The organism is Amycolatopsis sp. MEPSY49 (assembly GCF_051337345.1).
GTDB lineage: Bacteria > Actinomycetota > Actinomycetes > Mycobacteriales > Pseudonocardiaceae > Amycolatopsis.
This window is the reverse complement of the sequence record NZ_JBDLYJ010000006.1, coordinates 1-7,643: the sequence shown is the minus strand read 5'-3', so window position 1 is coordinate 7,643 and position 7,643 is coordinate 1. Positions and strand designations below refer to the sequence as shown.

At 71.6% G+C, this 7,643-nt stretch carries 6 protein-coding genes; 3 read left to right on the top strand and 3 right to left on the bottom strand.

Annotated elements, in window-relative coordinates:
* Nucleotides 1-166: 166 nt before the first annotated feature.
* Together ABFJ78_RS26120 and glgP are read right to left on the bottom strand one after the other, a co-directional pair.
* Entirely contained in the window at nt 167-1,153 is a 987-nt protein-coding gene (locus ABFJ78_RS26120) for an LLM class F420-dependent oxidoreductase (protein ID WP_436389038.1), read from the bottom strand.
* Between the two features lie 63 nt (nt 1,154-1,216).
* Entirely contained in the window at nt 1,217-3,745 is a 2,529-nt protein-coding gene (gene glgP / locus ABFJ78_RS26115) for an alpha-glucan family phosphorylase (RefSeq protein WP_436389036.1), read from the bottom strand.
* A gap of 129 nt (nt 3,746-3,874) precedes the next feature.
* On the opposite strand from glgP, the gene ABFJ78_RS26110 reads away from it, so the two are divergent.
* Both ABFJ78_RS26110 and ABFJ78_RS26105 read left to right on the top strand, forming a co-directional pair.
* The gene (locus ABFJ78_RS26110) at nt 3,875-5,311 is read left to right on the top strand and encodes a neutral zinc metallopeptidase (RefSeq protein ID WP_436389035.1); all 1,437 of its coding nucleotides are present in this window, start codon (nt 3,875-3,877) and stop codon (nt 5,309-5,311) included.
* Nucleotides 5,312-5,328: 17 nt separating this feature from the next.
* Nucleotides 5,329-5,970: a class I SAM-dependent methyltransferase gene (locus ABFJ78_RS26105; RefSeq protein WP_436389034.1), complete on the top strand. Its 642-nt coding sequence runs from the start codon at nt 5,329-5,331 to the stop codon at nt 5,968-5,970.
* A gap of 45 nt (nt 5,971-6,015) precedes the next feature.
* Here the strand turns inward: ABFJ78_RS26105 and ABFJ78_RS26100 are convergent, their stop codons facing one another.
* Nucleotides 6,016-6,990, bottom strand: coding sequence for a tetratricopeptide repeat protein (locus ABFJ78_RS26100; RefSeq protein WP_436389033.1), 975 nt, complete (start codon nt 6,988-6,990; stop codon nt 6,016-6,018).
* A gap of 92 nt (nt 6,991-7,082) precedes the next feature.
* On the opposite strand from ABFJ78_RS26100, the gene ABFJ78_RS26095 reads away from it, so the two are divergent.
* Nucleotides 7,083-7,490 carry a hypothetical protein gene (locus ABFJ78_RS26095; RefSeq protein WP_436389032.1) on the top strand — a complete coding sequence of 136 codons (408 nt, stop codon included), beginning with the start codon at nt 7,083-7,085 and terminating at the stop codon, nt 7,488-7,490.
* Nucleotides 7,491-7,643 lie beyond the last annotated feature (153 nt).

The window sequence follows — 7,643 nt, the reverse complement described above, 5'->3', positions numbered from 1 at the left end:
GGCGCCCCCCCGGCGGTGCCGTAAGGGGCCGGGCAGCCCCCGCCACTCCCAGGGGGGGCGTCCCGGTTCCATCGTATCGGGGGGCGCCGACGAAACCCGGGAAAAGCCGTGGCTGAAGCCAGGTTGCCCACATCCGGGTGTGCCTGTGGACAACCTGGCCGGGAGGTCAGGCCAGCGCGGGCGCGACCTGCTCGGTGAACAGGTCGATGCCGGAGCGGTCGTACGCGGCTTCCGGGAAGTTGAAGATCGCGTAGGACATGCCCAGCTCGCCCATCGCGGCGAGCTTCTCGGTGACCTGCTCCGGCGTGCCGGTGGTCGGGCTGTTCTCGAAGTTGCCCGCCCAGCGCTCGACGGCGTCGGCCTCGATGTACTTGCCCAGGTGGGACTTCAGCCAGGCCAGCTTGTCCTGGACGTCCTTCTCGGTCGCGCCGAGGACGATGTTGTGGTTGGCCGAGCGCACGATCGCGTCGAAGTCGGTGCCGACGTCCTTGCAGTGCTGCGCGAGGATCTCCGACTTGCGGGTGAAGGTCTCCGGGTCGGCGGCGAAGTTCGTGTACTTCGCGTACTTCGCGGCGATCCGGAGGGTCTTCTTCTCGCCGCCGCCGGCGATCCACAGCGGGATGCCACCTTCCTGCGGCGGCAGCGGACGCAGGATGGCCCCGTCAGTCTGGTAGTGCTTACCGTCCAGTGTGGACTTCCCGGTCGTCCAGAGGTCACGCATGATCTGCACGCCCTCGTCGAGCTGCCCGAGCCGCTCGCCGGCGCCCGGGAAGCCGTAGCCGTAGGCCCGCCACTCGTGCTCGTACCAGCCGGCGCCGATGCCCATCTCGACGCGGCCACCGGAGATCGTGTCCGCGGTCGCGGCGACCTTCGCGAGGTAGGCCGGGTTGCGGTAGCCCATGCAGGTGCACATCTGCCCGAGCCGCACGGTCTCCGTCGCGGCGGCGAACGCCGAGATCAGCGACCAGGCCTCGTGCGTGGCCTCCTCGGTCGGGACGGGCACGGTGTGGAAGTGGTCGTAGACCCAGATCGATTCGAAGGGCCCGGCCTCCGCGTGCTTCGCGAGGCCGAGCATGGTCTTCCAGTGGTCCGCGGGGTCGATGCCGGCGAGGTCGAGCCGCCACCCCTGCGGGACGAAGATTCCGAAGCGCATGCGTCCAACCTAACGCCGCCCGTGCGGTGCCGCGCAGCGATTTCCGCCTGGAGCAACTCCAGGTCAGGCCAGGACGACGCGCGCGAGCTCGGCCGGCGCGGCCAGCAGGCCGTGCTTCGGCAGCACCCGCACCGTGTACCCGATCGACCCCGGCCTCGGCAGCTTCAGCCGGGCCGCGAAGGCGCCGATGCCGTCCGCCGTCATCGGGACCGTCACCGCGTCGCGCAGCTCGTCGTCGTCGCCCACCCGGCCGACCACCGCCTGGATGTCCACTTCGGACGGATCGAGCCCGGCCAGGTCGATGCGCGCCCGGATCGTCACCTCGGTGCCGACGACCAGCGGCTCGGCCGCCTCGATCAGCAGCTCCGAGTCGAAGATGCGCAGCCGCGGCCACGACACCTCGAGCTTGGTGCGGTAGTCCGCCAGCGACAGCGCGCCGCGGTAGCCGTCGCCCGTCGCCGCCGCGACCATGCGGGACGCCGGCAGGTAGCCGTTGTCCACGTACTCGCGGACCATCCGGGACGCCTGGACCCGCGGCCCGAGCGTCTCCAAGGTGTGCCACACCATCGACAGCCACCCGGTGGGCACACCGTCGGCCGACCGGTCGTAGAACAGCGGCGCGATCTGCTGGCCGAGCAGCTCGTACAGCGCCGCCGCCTCGAGGTCGTCGCGGCGCAGCGGGTCGGTGACGCCGTCCGCGGTCGGGATCGCCCAGCCGTTGCTGCCGTCGTAGCACTCGTCCCACCAGCCGTCGCGGATGGACAGGTTCAAGCCGCCGTTGAGCGCCGACTTCATCCCCGACGTCCCGCACGCCTCCAGGGGCCGCACCGGGTTGTTCAGCCAGACGTCGCAGCCGCGGTACAGGTAGCGCGCCATCGACATGTCGTAGTCGGGCAGGAAGACGATCCGGTGCCGGACGTCCGCGCCGTCGACGAACCGGACGATCTGCTGGATCAGCTGCTTGCCGTTCTCGTCGGCCGGGTGCGACTTGCCCGCGACGACCACCTGGATCGGCCGGTCCTCGTGCAGCAGCAGCGTGCGCAGCCGCTCGGGGTCGCGCAGCATCAACGTCAGCCGCTTGTACGTCGGGACGCGCCGGGCGAAGCCGACCGTCAGCACGTCCGGGTCGAACACCGAGTCCACCCAGCCCAGCTCCAGCGGTGACGCGCCGCGCTGCAGCCACGCCGCGCGCACCCGGCGCCGCACCTCGTGCACCAGCTTCTCGCGCAGGTCGCGCCGCAGACCCCACAGCTGGGCGTCGGAAACGCCGTCGCGCAGCGGCCCCTCGCCGACGTCGAGCCCCCACTCGCGCCCGAGCAGCGTGCTCAGCTCGCGCGCCACCCACGTCGGGCCGTGGACGCCGTTGGTCACCGACGAGATCGGCACCTCGTCGTGGTCGAACCCGGGCCACAGCCGCGAGAACATCTTGCGCGTGACGCGCCCGTGCAGCTGCGAGACGCCGTTCGCGCGCTGCGCCAGCCGCAGGCCCATGTGCGCCATGTTGAACAGCCCGGGGTTGTCCTCGGCGCCGAGCGCGAGCACGCGGCGCGGGTCGATGTCGGGCACCAGCCGGCCGTCGTTGAAGTAGCGCTGCACCAGGTCCACCGGGAACCGGTCGATGCCCGCGCTGACCGGCGTGTGCGTCGTGAACAGCGTCCCGGCCCGGACCGCGGGCATGGCCTCGTCGAACGCGAGCCCGTCGGCCTGGACGATCTCGCGGGCGCGCTCCAGCCCCAAGAAGCCCGCGTGTCCCTCGTTCGTGTGAAACACCATGGGCTGCGGGTGACCGGTCAGCTCGCAGTACTTGCGGACCGCGCGGAACCCGCCGATGCCGGCCAGGATCTCCTGCCGCAGCCGGTGGTCGGCGTCGCCGCCGTAGAGCCGGTCGGTGACGCCGCGCAGGTCTTCGTCGTTGGCCTCGGTGTCGGTGTCGAGCAGCAGCAGCGGCACCCGGCCGACGCGGGCCTGCCAGATCTGCGCGCACAGCTCGCGCCCGCCCGGCATGGCGACGCCGATGAGCACCGGCCGCCCGCCCGCGGTCAGCAGCTCCAGCGGGAACGCGTTCGGGTCGATCACCGGGTAGTGCTCGACCTGCCAGCCGTCCAGCGACAGCGACTGCCGGAAGTAGCCGTTGCGGTAGAGCAGCCCGACGCCGACCATCGGCACGCCCAGGTCGGACGCGGCCTTGAGGTGGTCGCCGGCCAGCACGCCAAGGCCGCCGGAGTAGTTCGGGAGGGCTTCGGTGACGCCGAACTCCATCGAGAAGTAGGCGACCGCGGGCGGCAGATCGGCGTCGTCGCGCTGCTGGTACCAGCGCGGCTCCGACAGGTAATTGTCGAGGTCCTCGGCCGCGGCTCTCGCGCGTGCGAGGAAGTCGTCGTCGACGGCGAGCTCGTCGAGCCGGGCGGGCGGCAGCGCGGTGAGCATCCGCAGCGGGTCGCGCACGGCGTTGAACAGCTCGGCGTCCATCGACGCGAACAGGTCGCGCGTCGGCGGGTGCCACGTCCAGCGCAGGTTGGTGGCGAGCGCGCCCAGGCCGGACAGCGACTCGGGCAGGCTGGCGCGAACGGTGAACCGGCGGACTGCACGCATGGGAAGCGACGATATCGGGCCGCGTCCCGCGCTGCGCAGGGAGTAGTTCGGGGATAACGCGCACGCTCCGCGTATGCCCTGGGTATGGTCCTGCCCGTCGGGTACCGGGGCACGAGAGCGAGTGAACAGATGATCCCAGGGGGAGGACGGCGCGCGCTGGTGGCGTTGCTGGCCGTCGCGGCGGTGGCCGTGAGCGGGTGCAACGACAAGGGCGGCGGCGCGAGCGGCGACCCGGGCAAGGACACCGGTGCGGGATCCGTCGCCGGGCTGCCGGTGACGCACTTCGAGAGCGGCCTCAAGCCGGACGCGCCGACGCCGAGCATCGACGTCAAGAACGCCGACGGCGGCGAGGACGACAAGCTCGCCACCGCCGCGATCGACGACGTCCAGACGTACTGGAACGAGCACCTGCCCGCCGACTTCGGCCAGCAGTTCGAGCCGGTGAAGTCGCTGCTGTCCTACGACTCGCAGACCGACACCGAGAAGACCGGCTGCGGCAGCGTCAAGAAGCTCGTGAACGCGTTCTATTGCTCGGTCGACGACTCGGTGGCGTGGGACCGCGGGGTGCTGCTGCCGATGCTGCGCCAGCGGTTCGGGCCGATGTCCGTGGTCGTCGTGCTGGCGCACGAGTTCGGCCACGCCGTCCAGTACCGGCTCGGCGACAAGGCCAACATGACCAAGAGCACCCCGACCGTGGTCAAGGAGCAGCAGGCCGACTGCTTCGCCGGCGGGTACTTCCGGTGGGTCGCCGAGAACAAGAGCAAGTACTACCAGGTGTCGACGTCCGAGGGCCTGAACCAGGTGATGGCGGCGATGTTCCTGATCCGCGACCAGGCGGGCACCAGCGGCGCCGACCGCGGCGCGCACGGCACGGCCTTCGACCGCACCTTCGCGTTCCAGACCGGGTTCGAGAAGGGCCCGAAGGAGTGCGCGGCGATGAACACCGAGAACGTCAAGGCCCGGCTCACCGAGCGCCCGTTCGACAAGGGCGACACCGGCAAGGGCGACGCGAAGTTCAACGACCAGGCCGTCGAGCTGCTGAAGAAGAGCCTCGACGAGGCCTTCAAGGGCGCCGGGGTGGCCGGGCCGGAGATCACCGACGGCGGCAGCTGCCAGACCACGCCGCCGGCGTCGTACTGCCCGAACGACAACACCGTGGCCATCGACCTCTCGAAGCTTTCCCAGCTGGCCCAGCCGATCGACCGCGAGGCCGAGATGAAGGGCGAGGACCCGGGCGGCATGGGTGACTTCGCGGCGTTCTCGGAAGTCGCGTCGCGGTACGCGCTGGGCATCCAGAAGGGCGTCGGCGCGTCGATCGACAACGCGAACGCAGGGCTGCGGACGGCGTGCCTGGTCGGGGCCTGGGCGGCGTTCACGAACCGCCCGGGCGACCTGCGGCTCTCGGCGGGTGACCTCGACGAGGCCATCGCGGACCTGCTGCAGCCGGAGAGCCTGATCTCGGCGGACGTCAACGGGAAGCGGCCGGACAGCGGTTTCGACCGCGTCGAGTCCCTGCGGCGGGGCTACCTCGAAGGCTCGTCGGTCTGCTCGAAGCAGTACGCCTGAGCGCGGTGATGTCGCCCGTGCCCGACTCTTGGCTGTCCGACACCCGGTCCTCGTACGACACCGACGCCCCAGGGTATGTCGAGAAGGTGCGTGGACTGCTCGGTGAGCGGCCTTACCTGCGCGCGAGCCTGGCGTTGTTCGCCGAGTCGGTGCACGGCGCCGGCGGCGGGCCGGTCGCCGATGTCGGCTGCGGGCCGGGCTACGTCACCGGCCACCTCCACGAGCTCGGCGTGGACGCGTTCGGCATCGACCTCTCGCCCGAGATGATCGCCATCGCGCGACGCGACCACCCCGGCCTGCGCTTCGAGGTCGGGTCGATGACCGACCTCGACCTGGCGGACGGTTCGGTCGCCGGCGTGCTCGCGTTCTGGTCCGTGATCCACGTGCCCGACCACGCCGTGCCCGGCGTGTTCGAGCAGTTCCGCCGGGTGTTGCGGCCGGGCGGCCCGCTGCTGGTCGGCTTTCACGTCGGTGACGGGACGGAGCACACGTCCGAGGGCTACACCGGTCGCCCGATCGACGTGGACAGTCACCACCGCCCGCCGGACCGGATCGCGGGCTGGCTGCGTGCCGCGGGGTTCACGATCGAGGCCGAACTGGTCATCGGGCCCGACGAGGACATCCCGGGAGCCGTCATCTTCGCGCGCAGCCACGCCTGAGCTTGGAAAAGGCCCCCACCGCGGTGGGGGCCTTTTTCGTGCGGTCTAGAAGAGGGCGCTCGCCAGGTCGCGGCGGGCCTTCATGACGCGGTCGTCGGCCGGGTCGAACAGGTCGAACAGCGCCACGAGGTGCTCGCGCACCTTGTTGCGGTCGTCGCCCGCGGTGCGGCGGACCGCGTCGATCAGGCGCTTGAAGCCCGCCTCGACGTCGTTCGAGGCGATCTCCAGGTCGGCCGCGTCGAGCTGGGCCGCCAGGTCGGACGGGTCGGCGTCGGCCTTCGCGCGGGCGTCGGGGTCCGCGTTCTCCGCGCGGGCGGTGAACTTGACCTGGGCCAGCGCGTTCTTCGCCAGCTCGTTGGCCGGTTCGACGTCGAGGATGCGCTCGTACGCGGCCTGCGCGGCGGCGAAGTCGCCGCGTTCGAAGGCTTCCTCCGCCTCGGTGAAACGCGGGTCTTCGGGCTCCTCGGCCGGGCCGGCGCCGTTGGCCTCCGCCTCGGCGATCGCCGGCAGCTTGTCGCGCAGCGCGTCGAGCAGGGAGTTGATCCACTTGCGGATCTCGGGCTCGGGCAGCGCGCCGGAGAAGGCGTCGACGGGCTGGCCGCCGGCGATGGCGACGATCGTCGGGATGGACTGCGCGCCGAACAGCTGCGCGATGCGCGGGTTCGCGTCGACGTCGACCTTCGCGACGACCCACGCGCCGCCGGACTCGCCGGCCATCCGCTCCAGCACCGGGGACAGCTGCTTGCACGGGCCGCACCACTCGGCCCAGAGGTCGACGACGACCAGCTGGCGCAGGGACCGCTCCACGACCTCGGCCTGGAAGGTGGCCTCGGTGACATCGATCACGGCGCCGCCCGACGCGGGCTTCGGCGGGCCGTCCGCACCGGGCGGGCCGGCCGCCGGGGCCGGCTGCCTCTGCGCCGATTCGGCGCGGGCCTTGAGCGCGGACAGGTCGACCGCGCCGGAGAGGGCGGCGGACAGGGCCGCTGACTTCGCTGCAGATCCGCGTGGCTGTGTCACGCTTCCATCCTGGCACGCGGGCCGGACGGTTTCACCGGGTCCCCCGGCCGGTCCGCTTGGCAGGACGGCGCCGCGTGGGGCAGGCTCGGCCGGTGCACATCCGGCGTGACGTGAAGGTGGGCCTGTCGATCGCGGCCGCCGTCGTCTGGATCGGCGCGGTGACGCTGCTCATCGTCCACGAGCCGGACCCGGGCGCGGCCTCCCCCGCCGAACTGCGCGACCGGCTCGCCACCGCCCTCGGCACCCACGACCCGGACGCGTTCGGCGACCTCCTCGACTACCCGGGCTCGGGCGGCGACGACTTCGCGAAGGACTACGTCGCGGTGCTGGCCGACCACGGCGTCCACGACGTGCGGGTGGAGCTGGGCCCGGACGCGGCGGCCCCGGCCCGCGCGACGATCACCGGCGCGCTCGGCGACGGGAGGCCGTTCAGCTACCCGCTGACGGTGACGAGCGAAGACGGCCGCTGGACGGTCGCCTTCACCCCGCCCCTCCCCTGACCCAAGCGCCCCAATGCGGCCTTGGTTGCGTCAGACGCACCCAAGGCGGCCTTCGGTGCGTCAGACGCACCGAAGGCCACATTGGGGTTGTTTCATCGTGGTTTGTGCTGGTCAGGATGGGTTGACCTGGTCTGATAGTGCTCATCCCGGGCC

What these genes read in the sequence shown, in the direction of transcription:
- ABFJ78_RS26120 (WP_436389038.1), bottom strand. Translation starts at nt 1,153, where the DNA reads ATGCGCTTCGGAATCTTCGTCCCGCAGGGGTGGCGGCTCGACCTCGCC.
- glgP (WP_436389036.1), bottom strand. Translation starts at nt 3,745, where the DNA reads ATGCGTGCAGTCCGCCGGTTCACCGTTCGCGCCAGCCTGCCCGAGTCG.
- ABFJ78_RS26110 (WP_436389035.1), top strand. Translation starts at nt 3,875, where the DNA reads ATGATCCCAGGGGGAGGACGGCGCGCGCTGGTGGCGTTGCTGGCCGTC.